This is a genomic window from Xanthomonas bromi, assembly GCF_900092025.1.
GTDB classification, from domain to species: Bacteria; Pseudomonadota; Gammaproteobacteria; order Xanthomonadales; family Xanthomonadaceae; genus Xanthomonas; species Xanthomonas bromi.
Genome location: NZ_FLTX01000023.1, coordinates 1 through 19,571, shown reverse-complemented (window position 1 = coordinate 19,571; position 19,571 = coordinate 1). Strand labels below are relative to the sequence as shown.

Annotated in this window: 11 protein-coding genes; 8 read left to right on the top strand and 3 right to left on the bottom strand. The window is 65.0% G+C overall.

What is annotated here, in order from left to right; translation table 11 throughout:
* Positions 1-5: 5 nt before the first annotated feature.
* Both XBLMG947_RS07810 and XBLMG947_RS07805 read right to left on the bottom strand, forming a co-directional pair.
* Positions 6-695 (bottom strand): ABC transporter ATP-binding protein, encoded by a 690-nt coding sequence (locus XBLMG947_RS07810; RefSeq protein WP_065467479.1) that lies wholly within the window; start codon positions 693-695, stop codon positions 6-8.
* Positions 696-1,057: 362 nt separating this feature from the next.
* Positions 1,058-2,311 (bottom strand): efflux RND transporter periplasmic adaptor subunit, encoded by a 1,254-nt coding sequence (locus XBLMG947_RS07805; RefSeq protein ID WP_065467477.1) that lies wholly within the window; start codon positions 2,309-2,311, stop codon positions 1,058-1,060.
* A gap of 194 nt (positions 2,312-2,505) precedes the next feature.
* On the opposite strand from XBLMG947_RS07805, the gene XBLMG947_RS21330 reads away from it, so the two are divergent.
* The 8 genes from XBLMG947_RS21330 to xopQ all read left to right on the top strand — a co-directional run bounded on the left by XBLMG947_RS21330 (position 2,506) and on the right by xopQ (position 18,671).
* Positions 2,506-3,333, top strand: a complete 828-nt coding sequence (locus tag XBLMG947_RS21330) for a HEAT repeat domain-containing protein (RefSeq protein ID WP_167352016.1) — start codon at positions 2,506-2,508, stop codon at positions 3,331-3,333.
* A gap of 3 nt (positions 3,334-3,336) precedes the next feature.
* Positions 3,337-4,242 carry a HEAT repeat domain-containing protein gene (locus tag XBLMG947_RS22550; protein WP_139074377.1) on the top strand — a complete coding sequence of 302 codons (906 nt, stop codon included), beginning with the start codon at positions 3,337-3,339 and terminating at the stop codon, positions 4,240-4,242.
* Between the two features lie 249 nt (positions 4,243-4,491).
* Positions 4,492-5,628 carry a hypothetical protein gene (locus XBLMG947_RS07800; RefSeq protein ID WP_065467672.1) on the top strand — a complete coding sequence of 379 codons (1,137 nt, stop codon included), beginning with the start codon at positions 4,492-4,494 and terminating at the stop codon, positions 5,626-5,628.
* Positions 5,625-6,332, top strand: coding sequence for an ATP-binding cassette domain-containing protein (locus XBLMG947_RS07795; protein ID WP_139074376.1), 708 nt, complete (start codon positions 5,625-5,627; stop codon positions 6,330-6,332). Before XBLMG947_RS07800 ends, XBLMG947_RS07795 begins: the two co-directional genes overlap by 4 nt.
* Before the next feature lie 337 nt (positions 6,333-6,669).
* Positions 6,670-10,074 carry an exodeoxyribonuclease V subunit gamma gene (gene recC, locus XBLMG947_RS07790; RefSeq protein WP_065467473.1) on the top strand — a complete coding sequence of 1,135 codons (3,405 nt, stop codon included), beginning with the start codon at positions 6,670-6,672 and terminating at the stop codon, positions 10,072-10,074.
* On the top strand, positions 10,071-14,276 hold the full coding sequence (gene recB, locus XBLMG947_RS07785; RefSeq protein ID WP_065467471.1) for an exodeoxyribonuclease V subunit beta: 4,206 nt from the start codon (positions 10,071-10,073) through the stop codon (positions 14,274-14,276). Before recC ends, recB begins: the two co-directional genes overlap by 4 nt.
* Before the next feature lie 178 nt (positions 14,277-14,454).
* Positions 14,455-16,746: an exodeoxyribonuclease V subunit alpha gene (gene recD, locus XBLMG947_RS07780; protein WP_065467469.1), complete on the top strand. Its 2,292-nt coding sequence runs from the start codon at positions 14,455-14,457 to the stop codon at positions 16,744-16,746.
* Between the two features lie 530 nt (positions 16,747-17,276).
* Positions 17,277-18,671, top strand: coding sequence for a type III secretion system effector XopQ (gene xopQ / locus XBLMG947_RS07775; protein ID WP_065467467.1), 1,395 nt, complete (start codon positions 17,277-17,279; stop codon positions 18,669-18,671).
* A 441-nt stretch (positions 18,672-19,112) separates the two neighbouring features.
* Here the strand turns inward: xopQ and XBLMG947_RS07770 are convergent, their stop codons facing one another.
* Entirely contained in the window at positions 19,113-19,445 is a 333-nt protein-coding gene (locus XBLMG947_RS07770; protein WP_065467465.1) for a hypothetical protein, read from the bottom strand.
* Positions 19,446-19,571: the final 126 nt, after the last annotated feature.

Sequence of the window (19,571 nt, the reverse complement as noted above, 5' to 3'; positions counted from 1 at the left end):
TCCGGTCAGTACGCGACCAGCGCGTCGGCCAGCTCGCCCTTGTCCAGATGCACGGTATGCGAGGCGTACTCGGCGGCCTTGGGATCGTGGGTGACCATGATGATGGTCTTGCCGTGTTCGCGGTTGAGCTGCTGCAGCAGCTTGAGGATCTCCTCGGCGTTGTGGCGGTCGAGGTCGCCGGTGGGCTCGTCGCAGATCAGGAAGGTGGGGTCGGAGACGATGGCCCGCGCGATCGCCACGCGCTGCTGCTGGCCGCCGGACAATTCGCTGGGCTTGTGGCTGCGGCGCTCATCGAGGCCGACCAGCGTCAGCGCGATTTCGGCATGGCGCCTGCGCCGCGCCGCGCCGAGGTTGGTCAGCAGCAGTGGCAGCTCGACGTTCTTCTGCGCGTTGAGCATCGGCATCAGGTTGTAGAACTGGAACACGAAGCCGACGTGATGGCTGCGCCAGGTGGCCAACTGACCGCCGCTCATGCGGTCGATGCGCTTGCCTTCGATCTCGATCTCGCCGCCGGACGGCGTGTCGAGTCCACCGATCAGGTTCAGCAGTGTGGTCTTGCCCGAACCGGACGGGCCCATCAGCGCGACGAAGTCGCCGCGCTCGATCTCCAGATCGATGCCATGCAGTACCTGCACCTTCTCGGGGCCGCGCTGGTAGGTCTTGGTGACGTTGCGGAGGGTAACGAGGGCGGTCATTGCGTGGGATCCTCTGCGTTTCGATGCGGGGTGAACGAGATCAATGATGGGTGGGCTGGTATTGCGATGCGATCGGTGTCGATATTTATCCATGTCATGCATGTCGCCACGCGTGCGGCGATCAACGTCGGCGACTCCACTGTCTTTGCAGGTTCAAGTGCAGCAGGTGTGGTTGTTGCTGTCGCTTTGGATTTCCCCGGCTCCGGTACGAAGCGGCATTCCCCGGTCACCGCCGCAGACCGGGACTCGGTAGGGCGCTCGACAGCAACAACAGCGATGCCGCTCACGACATGGAACCACTCAAACTGGAACCAATCCAAGCAACATTACAAACGAAGACCACACTTGCGCGCGCGGCGCATTCACTCCTGTGCGTCGCTGGACAATGTCACCGCATCGCCATCCTTCAGCGCCTGCGGTGGCTCGACGACCACCGTGTCGCCTACGGATACGCCCGATACCACCTGCTTGTCGCTGCCCATGTCGATGCCGGTCTTCACCTCGCGCAGCGCGACGTGGTTGTCGTTGCCGAGGACGAAGACGCGGCTTGTGCCGTCACGCTGTAGCAGTGACGCAGCCGGCATCCGCACGCCCTTCTGGTTGTTCTGCTGCTGCGCCGTGGCCTTTTCCAGGAAGCTCACCCGCACGCCCATGTCCGGCACGATGCGTGCGTCCTTGACCTTCAGCGCCACGCGCACCTTGACCGTGGCCTTGCCGCGGTCGGCAGCCGGGATGATCGCGATCACCTCGGCCGGGATGCGCCAGTCTGGATAGGCGTCGAGGATCACGTCGGCCGGCATCTTCGGCTGCACGCGGCCGATGTAGGCCTCGCCGACCTCCACTTCCACTTCCAGCGAATCCATGTCGACGATGGTGCCGATGCCGGTGCGGGTGAAACCGCCGGTGGCCAGCGGCGAGACGATCTCGCCCGGCTGCGCGGCCTTGGCAGTGACCACACCGGCGAACGGCGCGCGCACCACGGTGAAGTCGACATGGATGTCTGACAGCGACAACTGGTGCATGGCGACCGCGACATTGCGCTTGGCCACCTGCAGCTGCGCGCGCAGCGCATCGCGCTGCGACACCGCCTGATCGTACTGCGAACGCGATACCAACTGCTCGCCCACCAGCGACTGCAGCCGCGTCGCATCGGCCTCGGCCACGACCAGCTGCGCCTGCACGTTCTGCAACTGACTGCGCGCCGCCGCGAGCTGCGCAGCACCGACCTCGCGCTGCGCATTGGTCTCGATCGGATCGAGCGTGGCCATCACCTGACCTTCCTCCACGCGCATGCCTTCCTCGATCATCACCTGCAGCACCTTGCCGGTGACCTGCGCCGACACCGTAGCCATACGTCGCGCCACCACGTAGCCGCTGGCATCGAGGACCGACGACGACGCGCTGCCGGCGCTGATCGCCACCACCGGCGCGGTGCGCACCTGCAGCGGCTTCGCCCGGCCCAGCCACCACCACGCTGCGGCGGCAACGAGCAGCAGCACGATAACGACGACGAGCGTGGCGATGGCGATCCACCCTCCGCGCCCCGAGGGCGATTCGCGGGACGGGGCCTTGCGGTCGATGCGCAGTTCCTTCAGCAGATCGGCAGAGTTGTTCATTGAGGCCTGTTAACGTGATCGTTTCACGCTCTAGTCAAGTCATTAAGTTGGAGGCGAATCCAGGGACGCGACTCTACAGCATCATGATGCGTATCGTAGGGGCAGAGGGGGTGCCACGGGGCTAACATGGTACGAGCTTGCTTTTAAAAGCGATCTATGGTTAGGATGCAATGGATATGCACAGGGAGCGTGATATGAAAATGCCTTCAGAACTTGTCGAGTTCGCCAAGGAAGCTGACGAGCAAATGGCTCGTGATTATCACGAGGGCTTCTTTCGCATGAGCGAGAAGCTGAGGTCACTGGTATGTGGCACGGATGTATTATCACGGGTGGCTGCTGATGAGTTGCGGAATATAGCCGGAAATCCCGGCTACGAATCCCCTCGGTGGGAACCTGATTATATTGTTATGGCTAACGGTCCGAAGTGGCAATTGAGAGTTGGGTTTTACTCTCGCTCTTCGGAGTTCGTCTACACAATGCCTCAGCACATGGTTGTCGTTGTGGCGGGGCAGCAAGCACTTGTGGCTGATCACTATACCTTGCCGCAAGGGATTGATATCGGGACATTCGACCCAGCTTTGCGGCTTCAGCCAGCCGTGCGGCGAGTTCATGCGCCGGGCGATCTTATTACAATAGATAGTCGACATGATCTGTTTGATGTCATGGTAGACGCGAAAGTCTTGGTTGTGAAATTTTTTTCGACCGCACATCATCCATTGCAATGGGCATTTCATCGCGATACGGGGCAGGCTTTACAGGCAATCGCAGCCGACCCTATTGATTCAGAGCTTGTATCGATGTCGCGAACACTCGGTGCTATGATGAATCGGGCTGCTGTTCCAGCATTGTCGCAGCTTTGCGATCATCACCAATATTTTGTTCGCTGGGCTGCAATGCAGGCGCTTGGATATGTAGCGCCTGAATTGCTGGTGCCAAGATTAAAGGTTGCAGCAGAGGATCCGCATCCGCATGTACGTGCGGCCGCACATAAAGCTTTGAGTCGAATTTTGCCACAGGGATGAGTCATGCCAATTACGATTGATCCAGTTTCCACAGAAAAGTTGCGAATAGACGAATTCATCGAACATGTGGAGCAACATGTGGATCTTGGTTGTGCGGAAGGTTTGGCGGAGTCAGCGCCTCATTTCCGTAAGTTAGCGAACGATGCGGACCTGATTCCATCTTATTTCAACGGCGCCATTAAGAAATTTTTAGATCATAGTCCGCTTGCGGCATATACGCCGCAGTCAGTGTTTTTGGGGGCGGGGCGCGGATTTTTCTTGCGGGCAAATATTTGGACGCCGCTGAAATTGTCTGAGAAATTTCGTTCCCAGGAGGAGCGGGTTTTTAGCTATCGAAATACGCACGATCATAATTTCCAGTTTATGACGGTCGGCTATCACGGCCCGGGATACGAAACGAATCTTTATCAGTATGATCCTTCTCGGGTGCGCGGATATATTGGCGAAGTTGTTGAACTAGAGTCGCTGGGACGCACAATGCTGCCGGTAGGTCGTGTCATGGTCTATCGCGAGAAAATGGATGTGCATACTCAGTTTCCGCCGGAGCAATTGTCAGTATCGCTTAATCTAATGGTGACGAAGAAACGTGAGTGCGAACCAGATCAGTATTTTTTTGATCCATCCGACGGTCGCATCGTTGAAATGCCACAAATAGCATTGGTGCACAAGCGTGCATCTATTGTGGTGCTGGCCGGGCAGCTGGCAAACAGCGACACTGCTGATGTCATTGAGTCGCTAATTATTGATGCGCCTTGTCGGCGTGTACGTGAGGCTGCATTGGTTGCTGCTTCTACTCTCAGAGAATTGTCTGCAGGCGAGCGTCTGCGAATGATTGAGCTAGGCGCTGATGATCGCGATGAAGTTGTTCGCTTTCGTGCGCGCTCAATGGTGGCTGAAAGGACGGTATGAAGTTCGTGTAGTAACGTCGTGGCAGATGGCACTCGTCTGTTAAGGCGTCCATTGAGGGTGCAATTCAAGGAGGTCTCATGCAAGCCATTGTTCTGGATGATCTGGAAGTGAACGTTGCACCGACGGGGGCGTCGGATGCAGTGGGCGGTCCGTTGTGTGTTGGTGTCTTTGTTGTACTGATGCTGGTTCCAATGTAATAAAGCTGCGCTGGGCGGGCTCCATGAGCCCGCCTTTATGAGAGGCATTTTAATGACTTCGTTCTTGACGCCGCTGGAGCGCAGGCTGGCTACAGTGCTTCCTTGTACCGCGGCAGGAGTTGTTGTTTGGTATTCACGCTGGTGGCGCTTACGCGAATATCGAATTGAAGCGATCGCCAATGCGGCGATGCTGCTAGGGATCATACTGGCGCTTGTTTGGGTCTCGTCGTTGCCGATGCATACAGTTCAGCCTCATGTTCTGTCCGCTGGCGGAAAGCTTGGGCTGGTGGGAGGGATGTTGCTCAGTGGCGGTGTGTCAGGATGGCGATCGTCGCGCAGGACTTCGTTCTACCTTCATGGGCATTGGCTGGCGTGGTGCATGCAGCATCGACACTACTCTAACGAGCGAAAATTACGGTGTCTGTGGGGCGGATTACGTGGTGCTGTGAGCATGGCTTGTATCGGCGTCGTCGCCTCCCATTGGTTTGTCATATCTGGATTGGCTGTGGCCACAGCGGTTGCCGTATTTTTTACTGGATTCGTATTTGCCTTCTTTGCAAATAGAGAGCGTCTGAATGTTTCGATTTCCACGTCTGCTGGAAGCGGTCGTGGATTCGTACGTATCATGCCGGCAGCCCCCATGCTGCAGATGCCGCGCCCGAGAACGGTTGGATTTTTCTTTATCGTCGCAATGCTTGCCATCTCTATCGCTGCGGTATGTGCGGTACGTATTGAGCATCCCGGTATGCTGGGTATGGCAGTGGCGATATCGGCTATCGCATTCATCTTTCTTCAGACCTTGCTGGTCGCAGGGGCAACGGAACTGCACAGGTTGCTGGCTTGGACAGGCGTGGCGCCGTGGCGTGCGGTATCACGTCTGCTGTGGTTTCCTGTAGCGATTGCTGCAGGCATGGCGGCTCCGATTGCAATTGCTGCGGTTGTCCTACATCAACCGATTTGGATACTGGTTGTTTTAGTGGGGTTAGTGATCGCGTGTTATGTTGGAGTGATATGGGTGGTGAGTGACCTTGTAGGAATGGGAGGCGGCCGTCGTTCAATTTTTCGTATGGTAAATACGATATTTCCACTCGTAGCTCTAGTCGCTGGCCCGATCGCCGTGTTGATATTGCCGCTCCATTTGGGCTGGTTGATTCGAAGAGGGCATCATGCCTGGATGGAGAAAGTGTGACATTACTTAATATGAATGCGGTGTGCGCAGGTTATGCTGCTCACCGCGTTTTGTTTGACTTTACTGCAAGGATTGCTGCTGGTGAAGTGGTAGTTCTGATCGGCGCGAATGCTTCGGGAAAATCCACGTTGGTGCGGGTGCTTTCCGGATTACATGAGATAAGCGGTGGCGCCGTGGTTTATACGGATCTGGAGCTTGGAAGCCGTCCACCCGTCGGGCTCGCGGTGGCACCGAACATGCTGCCGGAGCGCTTGACTGGATTTCATGCGCTCGATCTTGTAGCGGCTGCATTGCGCACGAATGCCATCAAGGTGGCGATTGATTATGCCACTGTGGTGGATTTATATCCTTACATGCATGCTCCCATCGCATCATACTCGCTTGGAACTCGGCAGAAACTAGCGATCTCATTGGCGATGGTTGGCACGCCGCGGTTGCTGCTTTTAGACGAATCACTTAACGGGTTGGACTTGCCCAGTGTCGGCCGTACGCTGAAGTTCTTGCGTAAATTGACGCAGGTGAGTGGTCAAAGCGTGTTGTTAGTCACGCACAACATCGACCTTGCTCAATCGTATGCGCAGCGAGTCTGGATGCTTGAGAACGGGCGTCTGGCAAGGGAGTGGAAGCAAGATGAGCTGAGCCGGATGCAGTGCGAAGGTCAGCTCATTTCACGTCAGGTAATGGAGCACTTGAATGGTGCATAGGCGGAGTCGAGGTTTGATCATTCGCCACGGGGTGCCGACATTGCCATTGCATCGCCCAGGATTTCTGTCATCGAAGCCAGCAGCATTGAAATTGCAAGACACCGCCGTTCACCATAGCGGAAATCGGCAAACACCGCACGCCTGATGGTGCTTACAAACCCTGCTCTGTAAAGGGCCGCGTGGTTTTCAGGGGCGACGCATTACACCATCACCCAGCCCGCGCCTTGCGTGCCACGGATGACTTGACGCCGCAGGTGTCACCATCATCGGCGTGGGCGGCTCACCGATGCGGTAAAACGTACTGTTGCCGCAACGCATCCGGCACAATAGCGGGAATATGTCTGTTACGCCCCCACCCGATTTCCGGCTGTATCCTTCCAACGCGCTGGATACCCTGGCCGCCCTGCTCGCCGAAGCGCTGCGCCGGCCGATGCCCGGGCAACCGTTGCTGCAGCCGGAGGTGGTGCTGATTCCGCAGGTGGCGATGCGGCGCTGGCTGCAGTCCACGTTGGCGGCCGAGCACGGCGTGGCGGCCAATCTGGAATTTCTCACGCCCGGCGAATTCGTCGCGCGCGCGCTGGAGCGCAATCTCGGTCCGGCCGACGACGATCTGGACATGGCGACCACGCAGTGGCGCCTGTACGCCGCGTTGCAGGCCGACCTGGGCAGCGATGCGGCGTTGGCGCCATTGGCCGGGTATCTGGCCGATGGCGATGCGCTCAAGCCGTGGGCGCTGGCCGGCGAGTTGGGCAGCGTGTTCGAAAAATATCAGGCATGGCGACGCGACTGGCTGCTGCGTTGGGAAGGCGGCGCCGATCCGGACGACCCGCAAGCCCGGCTGTGGCGCAGCATCGCCATCGGCCGCCAATACCGCGCGCGTCGCATCGGCCAGTATCTGGATCGCTACGCGCGCCCGGATGGTCCGCTGCCGCAGGGCTTGCCCAAGCGCCTGTTCGCGTTCGCCATCTTGAATATCTCGCCGGACGTCTTGCGCGTGCTGGCCACGCAAGCGCGCGTGGGCACGCTGCATTTCTACCTGCCCACGCCCACGCAAGGGTACTGGGGCGATCTGCAAACCTTGTGGCAACGCCGGCGCGAAGATGGCGCGGTGCAACTGTTCGCCGAGCAGGTGCAGGAAAACCCGCTATTGCAGGCATGGGGTGCGGCCGGGCGCGATTTCATGGCGTTGGTCGGCGATTACGAGGTCGTGCATCCACTGGCCGAAATTGCGGCCTATGCCGACCCGCTCGACTCGGGCCGTCGCACGCTGGCCGATGGCGGGCTGGGCGACAGCCTGTTGCGGCGCATGCAGAGCGATCTGTTCCATCGCCGCGCACCTGCAGTTCCCGCGTTATTGCCTGCGGTGAATCTGCACGACCCCAGCCTGCAGGTGCACGCCTGCCACACGCGGCTGCGCGAGTTGCAGGTGTTGCACGACCAGCTGCGCGCACTCCTCGACGACACGCGCTTCGATCCGCCACTGCAGCCGCGCGAGATTGCGGTGTTGTCGCCCAACATCGACCCGTACGTGCCGTATCTGGATGCGGTGTTCGGCAGCCATGGCAACGACGACGCGCTGCCGTATGCGCTGGCCGATGCCAGCCCGCTGGCGAGCGAGCCGTTGGCCGAGGTGTTCCTCAGCCTGCTCGGCTTGCCGATTGCGCGTTTCGGTCTGCATGAAATTCTCGACCTGCTGGCCAGCGCGCCGATCGCCGAAGCGGCCGGGCTGGACGAAGCCGGGCTGGAACGGCTGCGCAGCTGGCTGCATGCGGCCGGCGCGCGCTGGGGCCTGGATGCCGCGCATCGGCGTCAGCACCAGGCACCGGGCGACGATGCCTACACCTGGCGCTTCGCGTTGGACCGCCTGCTGCTCGGCCATGCCAGCGGCGCCGAGGACGATATCGAGGGCGTGGCGCCGTGGCCGCAGCTGGAAGGCAGCGCATTGGCCGCGCTGGATACGCTGTTGCACTTGCTGGGCGTGCTCGAACGCCACCAGTTTGTCATGGCCAAAGCGATGACGCCGGTCGAATGGCGCGAGCGTCTGCTCGGCCTGCTGGAGGCGCTGATTCCAAAAGCGCCTTCGGCACCGCGTGCACAGCGCGCGCTGGATCGCTTGCGCACGCTGATCGACCAATTCGCCCGCGATGCAGTGCGTGCCGACTACGCCGGCAAGGTGCCGGCCGAGGTGGTGCGTGCGCATTTCGCCGCGGTGCTGGGCGAGTCGGACACGCGCGCACCGCTGCTCACCGGCGGCATCAGTTTTGGCCGCATGGTGCCGATGCGCTTGCTGCCGTTCCGCGTGATCTGCCTGCTCGGCATGAACGATGGCGACTTCCCGCGCCGCGACCCGGCGGCCGGGCTCAATCGCCTCACTGCCGAGTTGGGCACCGAGCGTCGCCGGCATGGCGACCGTTCCACGCGCGAGGACGACCGCTTCCTGTTCCTGCAGTTGTTCGCTTCTGCACAAGACGTGTTTTACCTCAGCTATCTCGGCGCCGATGCGCGCGATGGCAGCGCGCGCGAGCCGTCGGTGCTGGTCAGCGAATTGCTGGCCAGCGCGGCGCACTACCACGCCGCCAGCAATGCGCTCGACACGTTGGTGGTGCGACACCCGTTGCAGCCATTCGCCGCCGCCGCGTTCGGTGCGCTGGGCGACGCCGGTGCCGACCCGCGCCGTTTCAGTTATCGCCGGCAATGGCGGCCAGCGGTGGACAGCCTGGTCGGCCAGCGCCAGCCGCTGGCGCCGTGGGTGGCCGGTGCATTGCCGGCCGACGACATCGCGTTGCCTGCCAGCGTGTCCATCGATGAACTGCGCCGGCTGTTCGCCGACCCGGCCGGGCAGTTCCTGCGCCATCGCCTGGGCATGCGCTTGCCCGATCCGGCCAGCGAAGACAGCGATCTGGAACCGTTGCTCGCCCCCACGCGCGGGCTGGAGCAATACGGCTTGCAGCAGCAGGTGTTCGAGGCCGCATTGGCCGGCGACACCGAGCGCCTGTATGAGCGCCTGCGCGCCCGTGCGCTGTTGCCGTCCGGGCCGTTGGGACGGCGCCAGCTCGACGAGCGCGTGGCGCAATTGCGCCCGTATGCCGAGGCATTCCGACAATGGCGTGGCGAGGCGCCGGCCGAATCGCGCCGGCTGCAGGTGCAGATCGGTGATATCGAACTGCACGGCCGTGTGCCGGGCTGGTATGCGAGCGGCGTCGGGCGGGTGCAGGTCGGCGCGCTCAGCGGCCGCAGCGCCATTCGTCATGGCCTGGAATGGCTGCTGCTGCGCGCCGCCGGCGAGCACGCGCCGTACGTGCGTTTCTTCGAACACGACGATGGCCTGGGCCCGCATCCCATCGATGCGCAGCCGCTGTCGCAGACGCAGGCGCACACCGCATTGGCCGAGCTACTGCAGCTGTATCGCCACGGCTTGCAGACGCCGCTGGCGTTTGCGCCGTACAGCAGTTGGAAATACCACCAGGCTGCGCGCGGCGATGACTTGGACAAGGCCATCAAGGACGCGGCCGTGCAGTGGCAATCCAGCTTCGGTTGGAGCGAATCGCACAGCCCGGAACTGCGTCTGGTCAACTGCGGTCGCGACCCGTTTGCCGATGCGCAACGCTTCGCCGATTTCGCCGCCACCAGCCATCGCGTGTACGCACTGCTCGAACAGGGCAGCACCGGCGCGCCGCTCGATGCCGAGCGCTTGATCGACAGCTGGCGGCATTGGCACGGCGCGCAGGAAGACGCCGAATGAGCGCCAGCCCCGTCACCGACCCGTACCTGCACCTGCCATTGCATGGCGTGCGCCTGATCGAGGCCAGCGCCGGCACCGGCAAAACCTTCACCCTGGCCACGCTGTTCACCCGGCTGGTGGTCGAACGCGGCCTGCGCATCGGCCAGATCCTCGCCGTCACCTTCACCGAGGCCGCCACCCAGGAACTGCGCCGCCGCATCCGCGAGCGCTTGGTGCTGGCCGCAACGCTGGTTCCCGATGCTCCATCGCCTTGCGTGGGAGCGACCCAGGCCGCGACCGAACCGATGCCAACGCTGGCGACCGACGCTGCACCGTCTTCCGTCGGCACGGCTTCGGCCGCAAATGCGCCGACGCCAACGCATGTACGCGATGCGCCACCGCCTTCTGCAGGAGCGGCCCTGGCCGCGACCGCTCTCGCCGGCGACCCGTCGCAGTCGCGCGCCCAAGGCGACCCGGCGCCGCATGCGCAGGACGCGCCCGACGCGCTGCTCACCCGCGCCATCCTCCTCACGTATCTAGCCGCCGGCACCGAGACCCCCGCCGCCCTGCGCCGTCGCCTGCAGCAGGCGGTGGAAGAAATCGACCTGGCCGCCGTGTTCACCATCCACGGCTTCTGCGCGCGCGTGCTGCGCGAACACGCGCTGGAAAGCGGCCAGGCCTTCGCCGCACCGGAACTGCTCGCCAACGATCGCGAATTGCTGGGCGAAGTGGCCGCCGATCTGTGGCGCCAGCGCGCCGCCGATGCGGCCATGGCCGAAGACCTGATCGCGCTGTGGTCGGGCGGCCCCGAGGCATTGGCCAGCGATTTGCGCGCCTTGGTGCGGCATTCGACGATCCTGCCGGCCGCCTCCGATGCCGGCAGCGACGATGCCGCCGCCTTGCTGCAAGCCGTGCACGATGCGCGCCATGCGCTGGCAACCGCGTTCCAGGCGCATGGCACGGCGTTTTTCGAATCCATCATGTCCGCCATCGATGGCGGCATCTTGAGCAAGGTCAGCTACAAACCGGAGTGGCTCACCGCGCTGTGGCACTGGTTCGACAGCTTTGCCGCCGTGCCATCGCACGACAGCGCCCCGCATCCCAAGCTGCTCAAGTTGACCGCTGCCGAACTGGCGTCGGGTACCAACAAGAAGTTCGTCGATCGCACGCCGGCCTCGCCGCTGAGCCACGAGATCGATGGCTATCTCACTGCGCTGGCGCGCATCGAGCAATGGCGCACACGCCGCCGCATCCGCCTGCTGCATGCACTGCGCGAGGACGCCATCGCACGGCTCGCGCTGCTCAAGCGCCAGCGCCGCGTGCAGACCTACGACGACCTGGTCGATGGCGTCGCGCACGCGCTGGAAGGCCCGCAAGCCGATGCCTTGGTGCAGCGCCTGCGCGCCCAATACGCCATCGCGCTGGTGGACGAATTCCAGGACACCGACGACCGCCAATGGGCGATCTTCTCCAACGTGTTCGGCGAAGGCCCGCTCGCACGCGCTACCGGACTGGAGCCGGCGCTGTTTCTGATCGGCGACCCCAAGCAGGCCATCTACGGGTTTCGTGGCGGCGACGTGCGCACTTATCTGGCTGCGGCGGTTACCGCCGAATTGGCGCCGCCGCTGAGCCACAACTTCCGCTCGCGCCCCGGCGTGCTGGCGGCGATCGACGCGTTGTACGCGCAGGCCGGCTACGGTGAGGCCTTCCTCACCGACGGCATCGCCTTCCACCCGGTGCAGCCCGGTACCAAGCGGGTGGATGCCGACCTGCAACGCGATGGCGCCACCGCTCCGGCGCTGACGCTGTGGCGCGCGCCGGAACCGCCGCCGCCTGCGAAAGGCAAGCCCAAACCCTGGAGCGCCGGTCGCGCGCGCGAGCTGGCCACCGCCGCCTGCGTCGCCGCGATCCGCGGCTGGCTGGCCGGTGGCCGCGACGGCACCGCCACCATCAACGCGCGCCCGGTGCAGGCCGGCGATATCGCCGTGCTGGTGCGCAGCCATGGCGAGGCCACGCGCATCCAGCAGGCGCTGGGCGCGGTGGGCATTCCGGCGGTCGCCGCAGGCAAACAGAGCCTGTTCGCCACCGACGAAGCGCTGGAACTGCTCGCCTTGCTGCAGGCCTTGCTCGACCCGGGCGACGACAGCCGCCTGCGCGCCGCGCTGGCCACCGTGCTGATCGGCGCAGACGCCGCTGCCATCGCCGCGCTCGCACACGATGGCGAACGTCACCGCCGCTGGCAGCAACAGGCGCTGGACTGGCGCGAACGCTGGCAGCGCGGCGGCCCGCTCGCCTTGATTGGCGAGCTCGGCGCCACGCACGGGCAACGCCTGCTCGCATTGGTCGATGGCGAACGCCGCCTCACCAATTACCTGCAACTGGCCGAACTGCTGCAGGAAGCCGACGCCCGCGCGCTCGGCCCGCATGGTTTGGTCGACTGGCTGTCGCGCCGTATCGCCAATGCCGACGACAACGACGAAGCCCAGCAGCTGCGGCTGGAATCGGACGCGCGCCGCGTGCAGATCGTCACCTTGCACAAGAGCAAGGGCCTGGAATATCCGCTGGTGTTCCTGCCGTACATCGGCATCGGCCGCAGCGACAAGGGCGCCGGCCGCCATTGCGTGGTGCATGCGCCGGAGCTTGGCCGCCAACTTCACTGGAAGACGGATAAAGACGACCCAACCTGGAGCACCGCCGAAGCCGCCTGGAAGCAGGAACAACGCGCCGAAGACGCGCGCCTGCTGTATGTCGGCCTGACCCGCGCCGAGCACGCGCTGTGGATCGCCAGCGGCCCGTTCCACCAGCATGAGCGCACCGCACTGTCCAGCATGCTGCGCGCGCTGGACGCATTGCAAGGCGCGGCCGGCGAGGGCGCGGTAGTGGTCGACACGTCCACGCCGCCGGCCACCCTGCCACGCCTGCCGCCACCGATCGAAGCGCAGGTGCCGCTGGCGCGCACCGCGCAGCGGCATATCGCACCGGAGTGGTGGGTCTACAGCTTCACCCAGCTGGCCAATGCCGATGCCGGCGCGGCCACCGACCCGATGGCCAGCGCTACGGTGGTCGGCAGTGGCGGCAGCGACGAACCGTCCGGCAGCGAGGCGATGGCGGTTGCCGCAGCCACCGAGGCCGAACCGTTCGATCCGCGCTTTGCCGGCAACCGCTTCGGCGTAGTGATGCACGATGTGTTCGAACGCTGCGACTTCGCCGCCTGGCACGCCTGGCGGCCGGGCCTGCCCGCACCCGACGGCCAGGCCGCACCGATCCTCGAGGCCCTGCAACGCGGCGGCTATGCCCAGGACGAACTCGACGACGGCCTGACCATGCTCACCGCACTGATCGGCCACACCCTCACCGTGGCATTGCCCGAAGGCACCCGCCTGGCCGACGTGCCCGAACCGCAGCGCCGCAACGAAATGGAATTCCACTTCGCCATGCGACCCACCCGGGTCGATGCGCTGCTCGCCTTGCTGCATCGGTTTGGCGTGGTCGGCGACCGCCAGGCCTTCGGCGCGCGCCAGCGGCTGGAAGGCCTGATGACCGGCCTGATCGACCTCACCTACACCGTCGACGGCCGCTGGTACGTGCTCGACTACAAATCCAACCGCCTGCCCAGCTACGACGCCGACGCCCTGGCCCGCGCCATGGCGCACAGCGAGTACGAATTGCAGGCGCTGATCTACACCGTCGCCCTGCACCGCTGGCTGCGCTTCCGCCTGGGCGAGGCCTACGACTACGCCCGCGACTTCGGCGGCGTGCGCTACCTGTTCTGCCGCGGCCTGGATGCCACCCGCAACCCCGCATCAGACCCCGGCTTCCACCCTGCTCGCAGCGCCGAGGCCAACCCCGGCTCCGGCCACGCCCGCAATGCCGCGACCGACCCTGGCAGCGATCCTGCCCGCAATGCCGCAGCCAACCCCGGCTCCGGCCCCGCCCGCAACGCCGCAATCGACCCTGGCGCCGACCCCGCCAGCGACGCCTTATCCGAGAGGTCCGCACCCGGCATCCAGGCGGCATCCGTCTCCGTTGCACCCGGCATCCACGCCTGGCGCTTCGATCCGGCCCTGGTCCAGGCCCTGGATGCCTTGTTCGCCGGCAATCCCACCGAGCCCCTGTCCAGCAACGCAGCAACGCCCCATGTCCCCGACGGGCAAGCGCCCCTCTCCCCCCGGGAGAGGGGTTGGGGTGAGGGTACGTCCGCCGCCGAAGCATCCAAGCCATGACCCAACAGACCGCACTTCCGATCAGCGCGGTGCGCAAGCCGCGCTCCCCTCGGGGTAGCCAGACACCGCTTGCGCGCAACGGCGCGCGTGCCTGGCAGTGCCTGCGCCGCCCCGCGCGTGCCGGGACGCGGAGTAGAGCTCGGGGCGAGGGCGCCTCCGCCCACCTGGCGTCCACCCCATGAACCAGCCAACCCTCTTCAACGCGCTGATCAAGGCCGACGCGCTACGCCCGCTGGATCTGGCCTTCGCGCAGAGCCTGCAACGCTTGGCCCCGGACACCGACCCCCAGGTGCTGGCCGGCGCCGCACTCGCGTCGCTGGCCGTCACCAGCGGCCACGCAGGGCTGGACCCCACCCGCGCCGCCATGCTGCTGGACCAACGCGATGGCCCGGCGCCCACCCTGCCGGACCCGGCCGACTGGCAACGCGCGTTCGCCGCCTCGCGCTGGGTCGACCAACCGCAGCCAGAAGACCCCGCCGCCGCCGACTGCCCGTTGGTCCTCGAACACGGCCTGCTCTACCTGCGCCGCTACCGCGAATACGAACGCCGTCTGGCGCTGGGCCTGCAACGCATCGCCGCCCAATCGCCGCCGCCCTTCGACGCCACCACGCTGGCGCCGCTGTTCGCGCAGTTGTTCCCACACGCCGCCGCCTCATCCCCTCTCCCCCCGGGAGAGGGTGCCCGAAGGGCGGGTGAGGGTACGCGCCTGCCCAAGCCATCCCTCCAGCAAGAGGGCACAAATCCGACTGAGCCATCCATCAAAGGGTCGAACCAAACAGCCCTATCCCACGCCACCGACCGCCAGGCCCAAGCCGCCGCCCTGGCCTTGCGCCGCACCTTGTTGCTGATCACTGGCGGCCCCGGCACCGGCAAGACCACCACCATCGCCCGCCTGCTAGTGCTGCGCATCGCCCAGGCACATGCAGCCAACACCGCGGCCCCGCGCATCGCCCTGGCTGCGCCTACCGGACGCGCCGCCGAGCGCATGGCCGAAAGCCTGCGTACCGCCGTCGCGCGCGCCATCGCCGACGGTATCGACCCCACCCTGGCCGCCGGCCTGCCCATCGGCGCCAGCACCCTGCATCGCCTGCTCGGCGTCATCCCCGATTCGCCGCAGTTCCGCCACACCGCCGACAACCCGCTGCCGTTCGACCTGATCGTCGTCGACGAAGCCTCCATGATCGACCTGCCGCTGATGTGCAAGCTGGTCGAAGCCGTCGCCGATGGCACCCAGCTGATCCTGCTCGGCGATGCCGACCAACTGCCCTCGGTGGAAGCCGGCGACGTGCTCGCCGCCATCCTGCAGGCCGCCGGCCCTGGCGATGCCCTGCAGCCGCACGACGCGCAAGCGCTGCAACCACTGCTGGGCAATGCGCCAAGTTCTGGCACGCCTGCCAGCCTCCAGAGCGGCGGCCAACCCGTCAGCCACACCCACAGCGGCGGCCTGGCCGGCCATCGCGTGCACCTGCTGCGCGGTTACCGCCAGGCGCACGGCTTCGCACTCGCCCCGCTGGCCGATGCCATCCGCACCGGCGACGCCGACACCGCCTTGGCGCTGTTACGCAGTGGCGAGCTGGCCGGTGTGCACTTCCACGAAGATCGCGAAGACCCGCTCAGCGACGGCCGCGACGCACTGCTCGCCCACTGGCGCGCGCTGGCCACTGCCCAGGACCCCGCTGTCGCGCTGCGCGATGCCGCGCGCCTGCGCCTACTCACCGCCGTACGCGCCGGCCCGCAAGGCGCGCGCGGCCTCAACGCCCGTATCGAACAACTGCTGGCCGACACCGGCTCCGGCGCCCGCCGCCTCGGCAGCGCCTCGCCCTGGTTCCAGGGCCGCCTGCTGCTGATCACCGAAAACAGCTACCGCCACGGCCTGTTCAATGGCGATGTCGGGATCTGCCTGCGCAGCGAGGCGAGTCCTTTTTCGGGACGCAGCGACACAAGCGCTTCCTCGCAGCGCAGCGATGCGAGCACCGTGACAGCACGTAGCGACGCCGCTGCATCGTCCGGCCCAAACCCCATCGGCGCCACCGCCAACCGCCACGACCCGGCCACAGACAGCCGTGCCCAAGGCCCCTTGGTCGCCTGGTTCGAAGGCGACGGCGACGGCCAGGTGCGCGGCTTCCACCCCGCCGCACTGCCCGCGCACGAAAGCGCCTTCGCCATGACCGTGCACAAGGCCCAGGGCAGCGAATTCGACACCGTCTGGCTGCAACTGCCCACCCGCGACGCCCGTGTGCTCAGCCGCGAACTGCTCTACACCGGCATCACCCGCGCCCGCCGCGCCCTGCACCTGGCCGGCAGCGAAGCGGTCATCCGCGCCGCACTCGCAAGGCACGCCGCGCGGATCTCCGGGTTGGCGTGGCGGTTGGGTGGGGAGCAGATGCAATCCGCTGCTGGTGCTGCATCCCCTTTGCGGGCAACAACGCCAACCGCGTCGGGCAATCCCATCCAGGGCTCTTTATTTTGATGTGGAAAACGTATGCACAGATGCCGAGATAGCCCAGGAAAAGCGGGCCTCTGCGTCAGCAATCTGAGAAGGCAATCGTGCCCAGCAAAGCCAGCGCTTCTGAGGACAGTCGGAATGAGCACCGCATCGCGCAGGCGCCGCGCCATTCCATTGCAATCGTTCAGCGCCGGCCTGTGCCGAGCCAAGCGCGCGAGTACGACGGCGTCGGCGCAGCGTGTGCGCTGCTCGCCAACACCGGCGTCGGGTTGGGTTGATGCGGCGGCGTGCCTGCCGGGTGTCTCTTCGTTGCCGCACACAGGAATTCACCACGCTGCCATGGCGCTGCGCTGGACGTGGGTAACGTTGCGCGCCTGGTCGTCCGCTCGACCGCGGGATTGCGCCGCACGCATTGCCGCTGCCCACTGATGCACGCGTGAGCGCTCACACGCGACGGTTGCGTGCAGCGTTGTGCACGCGTGACCGTGAGCGCCGGTCTGTCGTGTTGCCAACGAGGGCTGCCAGCACCGCCGTTCACTGCCAGAGGTCTTCCCATGCAGCCCACCGGAATCCGTTCCACCGCTGGCTTGCCCAGCGCAGACATGACGGCTGACCTGCGCGACGCGCCACCCGTCGCCGTGCCGGCACATGCCGCCGCAGACGCCGCCGCGCCGCCGCCGGATGCCTTGCAGACCATCATTGGCCGTCCTCCCCGCCCTGACGCGCCACGGCACCGACGCACGCAGAGCTTGCCCGCGCGATTGACGCCTGCCCAGCGCAGCATGCTGGCCGAGCTCGGCGCCGCCGACACGCCCGTGCTGACGCCCACCGAGGCAGCCGTCCTGCGGGAGCTGGGTCTGCACCGGCCGCAGTTGCCGCTGGACACGCTGCTGTTTACCGACCCGAACAAAGACCCCGACGATGTCGTGACCTACACCATCGCCAAGCAGCTGCAGGTCGAAGGCTTTTTGCGTCTGACCGACGTCGTCGTCACCCTGGGCGATGCCGACATGCGATCGCAACGGGCGCAGCTGGCAAAAGGTGTCTTCGATCGCCTGGCATTGCCGGATGTTCGCGTCGCGCGTGGTCAGGACTACCCCATGACGCCCACGCAGGCCCGGGAGCATTCCAAGTTCCTCGCCGAGGGAACCGCGCTGCGTGCGGCGCCGGACGCCGTCCACACCGATGGCGTCCTTGCGATGCGCGAGCGCCTGGCGGCCTCGCCCCACAAGCTCGGCATGGTGGTCATCGCCGGAATGACCGATGCCAGCGCCCTGCTTGCCGAGGCGGGCGATCTGGTGCGGGAAAAGGTCGCGTCCATCACCATCATGGGAGGCATCGACCCGGCCAGGGACGCCGATGGCTTCGTTCAACCGGATACGCGCGCCTACAACAACGCCACCGACATCCACGCCGCCCGTGCGCTCTACCGGCGCGCGCAGCAACTCGGCATTCCCCTGCGCATCCTGACCAAGGAGGCTGCCTACAGGGCCGCCGTGCCGCCAGCGTTCTACGAAGGCATCGCACGCAATGGCCATCCCGTGGGCGAGTACCTGCGCGATGTCCAGAAAAATGCCTTGAAAGGCCTGTGGGAAGGCATCCAGGCCAACCTGATCCCCGGTCTGGATACGGCGTGGTTCTTCCGTACGTTCGTTGCAGCACAACCGCAAGATCCAGCGGCACCGGGTCAGCAAGGTGACATGACCTTCGACGCCATCTGGCCGCAGGTGACCAAGCTCAATCTCTACGATCCGCTGACCCTGCTGGCGGCGCTGCCCGGCACCGCGCGACTGCTGTTCCAGCCAACGCCCATGCACCGTGAGGGAGCCAGCCCGGTGGAACACGTGGGCCACGCCGAGGTTGTGCGTCCGGAAAAAGCCAGGCTGTTGCTGTCGGCGCTGGCCAAGGCCGCGCTCGCCCGGGAGGACGAGGGGCAACACGCGCACTGAGCGGTTCGCAGCATTCGCGGAGTGGCGCCGTGTGGCGTCATCCGCGAAGCGCGAGGTTGGACATCCCCTCCAGTTCGTCCGCCTGCGAACAGGTAGGGCGGCTTACTTGCCCTTCTTTTCCTGCTTGGCCGCGCGCTTTTCCTTCAGCGTCTTGGTCGGCTCTTTCTTCTGGCTCTTCTTCTGGTCCATCCCCTTGCTCATGACACCCTCGTAGTTGCTGGATTGATCGGTCGGGCAGCGCCATGACCCTGGCGTGCCTGCGCACTGTAAGGCGGTGCGAGACGGAATGGCAGGGGGGACGCGAGGCCGAACGACGGGCGGCGTGTCCGGCCCGGAAGTTCCTCGAACAAGCGAGCGCCTCGCCCCCATCGCTACCGCCGGCAGGCCTGTAAACGGTAACGCCCGCGTGCGACCGTCAAGGTCTGCACGCGGGCTGCGGCCTTACTTGGCCGGCACCCGCTCGTACTGCTCGCCACCGGTGTTGAGGTGGCCGTTGCTCTCGTCGATAGCGAAGTTCACCGTCTCGCCATCGTTGGTGACCTGCAGCGCCCCGTCCTTGTACACCGCCGGGTAGCTCTCGGTCTTGGGCTGACGGCTGAAGAACTTCGGCGTGGTGCTGCGAACCATGAAGGTCTCGCCATTACGCTCGATGTCCATCGTCTCGTCCTGCGACTGCACATTCACCCAATGCCCAACGAACTTCTCGCCCTCCACCTTGGCGCAACCACTTACCAACAGTGCCGCGGCCAGCGCGGTGCCCATCCACTTCATCATCGTACGTTCTCCAGTTGAGGCTGCAGCGAGGATGGCGGGTGGGGGATGTATGGGAGGTCAAGGCTGCGCACAAGGGCAGCCCGAATATGAGCGCTTCTCATACCAATAAAAAACAAAACCTGACCC